This is a genomic window from Streptomyces sp. 13-12-16 (assembly GCF_002114215.1).
GTDB lineage: Bacteria > Actinomycetota > Actinomycetes > Streptomycetales > Streptomycetaceae > Streptomyces.
Window position 1 is genome coordinate 1 of sequence record NZ_NCTE01000640.1, and the last position, 1,661, is coordinate 1,661.

Genomic DNA, 1,661 nt, shown 5'->3' on the forward strand with positions numbered 1-1,661 from the left:
CGATGGGGGCGGTCGGGCTGTCCGGCGGCCGGGGCGGCCGACCGGTCGGGAGCGGGCCGGTGCTCCGGTGTGGCCGTCGGCTCGCGGGTCGTCCGTGCGCGGGCCGCGCGCAGGGCCTCGCGGGCCTCTTCGGAGGGGTGGGGGGTCATGCCGGCCTCCGCAGGGACACCAGGTCGGACAGGTCACGGTCGGACAGCTCCGTGAGGGCCGCCTCGCCGGAGCCGAGGATCGCGTCGGCGAGGGCGCGCTTGGACTCCAGCATCTCGGCGATGCGGTCCTCGACCGTGCCCTCGGTGACGAGGCGGTGGACCTGGACGGGCTGGGTCTGGCCGATGCGGTACGCGCGGTCGGTGGCCTGCTCCTCCACCGCGGGGTTCCACCAGCGGTCGAAGTGGACGACGTGGCCCGCGCGGGTGAGGTTGAGGCCGGTGCCGGCGGCTTTGAGGGAGAGCACCAGGACCGGGGTCGCGCCGCTCTGGAAGCGGTCCACCATGTGCTCCCGCTCCGCCACCGGCGTACCGCCGTGGAGGAGCTCGACGGGGACCGCGCGCTCGGCGAGGTGCGCGGTGATCAGACGGGCCATCCCGACGTACTGCGTGAAGACCAGGGCGGAGCCGTCCTCGGCGAGCAGGGTGTCCAGCAGTTCGTCCAGCAGGGCCAGTTTGCCGGAGCGGGCCACGAGCCGGTCGCCTCCGGCGCGCTCGTGCTCCTCCTTCAGGTAGAGCGCCGGGTGGTCGCAGATCTGCTTGAGCGAGGTCAGCAGCTTCAGCACCAGTCCGCGCCGGCCCATGCCCTGCGCGGTCTCGATGGCGTGCATCGACTCCCGCACCACCGCCTCGTACAGCGCGGCCTGTTCGTGGGTGAGCGGCACCGGGTGGTCCGTCTCGGTCTTGGGCGGCAGTTCGGGGACGATGCCGGGGTCGGACTTCCTGCGCCGCAGCAGGAAGGGGCGGACCAGGCGGGCGAGGCGCGCGACGGCCTCCTCGTCCTCGCCGGTCTCCACCGCGCGCGCGTGCCGGGCGCGGAAGGACTTCAGCGGGCCGAGGAGTCCGGGGGTCGTCCAGTCGAGGAGGGCCCACAGTTCGGAGAGGTTGTTCTCCACGGGGGTGCCGGTGAGCGCCACCCGCGCGGGGGCCGGGATCGTCCGCAGCGCCTTCGCGGTCGCGGAGTGGGGGTTCTTGACGTGTTGTGCCTCGTCGGCGACGACCATGCCCCACGTCCGCCCGGCCAGCTCCGGTGCGGCGGAGCGCATGGTGCCGTAGGTGGTGAGGACGAAGCCGCCGTCGAGGCCGTCCAGGGTGCGGTCGGGGCCGTGGAAGCGGCACACGGGGACGCCGGGCGCGAACCGGGTGATCTCCCGCTGCCAGTTGCCGAGCAGCGAGGCCGGGCAGACCACCAGGGTCGGCTCGGTGCGGGCCCGCTTCAGGTGCAGCGCGATGAGGGTGACGGTCTTGCCCAGGCCCATGTCGTCGGCGAGGCAGCCGCCGAGGCCGAGGGAGGTCATGAGGTCCAGCCAGGCCAGGCCCCGTAGCTGGTAGTCGCGCAGGGTGGCGTCGAGGCCGGGCGGCGGCTCGGCGGGCCGCACCCCGGCGGTCAGGCGGTCGCGGAGGGCGGCGAGGGCGCCGGCCGGGACCGCCTCGACCGTCTCCCCGTCGACCTCC

1 protein-coding gene is annotated in these 1,661 nt (G+C 74.6%); it reads right to left on the reverse strand.

All coding sequences use genetic code 11. The features are described 5' to 3' along the window. Positions 1-145: 145 nt before the first annotated feature. A partial coding sequence (locus B7767_RS24795; protein WP_143652620.1) for a DEAD/DEAH box helicase occupies positions 146-1,661 on the reverse strand: 1,516 nt, incomplete at its 5' end.